Raw genomic sequence first — 477 nt, forward strand, 5'->3', positions numbered from 1 at the left:
TTAAATAGAAAAAATAATAAACCAATTAATCACAAAAAAGTACAAAGGATTATGCAAAAACATAATTTAAATTGTAAAGTACGAATGAAGAAATCGAAAAGACCAGGGAATGCATATTATAAGACACATAATCTATTAAATAGAAACTTCAAAGCAGAGAAACCTTTAGAAGTACTTTTAACAGATATCACTTATTTACCCTTCGGGAATACAATGTTGTATCTTTCATCTATCATGGATGCTTACAATGGTGAAATTGTGGCATATAAAATCGGTAATAAACAAAATCAAGAATTAGTAAATGAGACATTAAAACAACTTCAATTGGAACCAGGTACTATATTACATAGTGATCAAGGAAGTGTGTATACTTCTTATGAATACTATGCCCTATGTACAGAAAAAGGCATTACCAGAAGCATGTCCCGTAAGGGAACGCCAGCTGATAATGCCCCAATAGAATGTTTTCATGCCTCT

Annotated in this window: 1 protein-coding gene; it reads left to right on the forward strand. The window is 31.2% G+C overall.

Annotated elements, in window-relative coordinates:
- Positions 1-477, forward strand: a 477-nt coding sequence (locus tag LQ611_RS13955) for an IS3 family transposase (RefSeq protein ID WP_107618429.1), incomplete at both ends; no start/stop codon positions are given.

Source organism: Mammaliicoccus sp. L-M44, from assembly GCF_022386355.1.
In the GTDB taxonomy this organism is placed as follows: domain Bacteria; phylum Bacillota; class Bacilli; order Staphylococcales; family Staphylococcaceae; genus Mammaliicoccus; species Mammaliicoccus sciuri_A.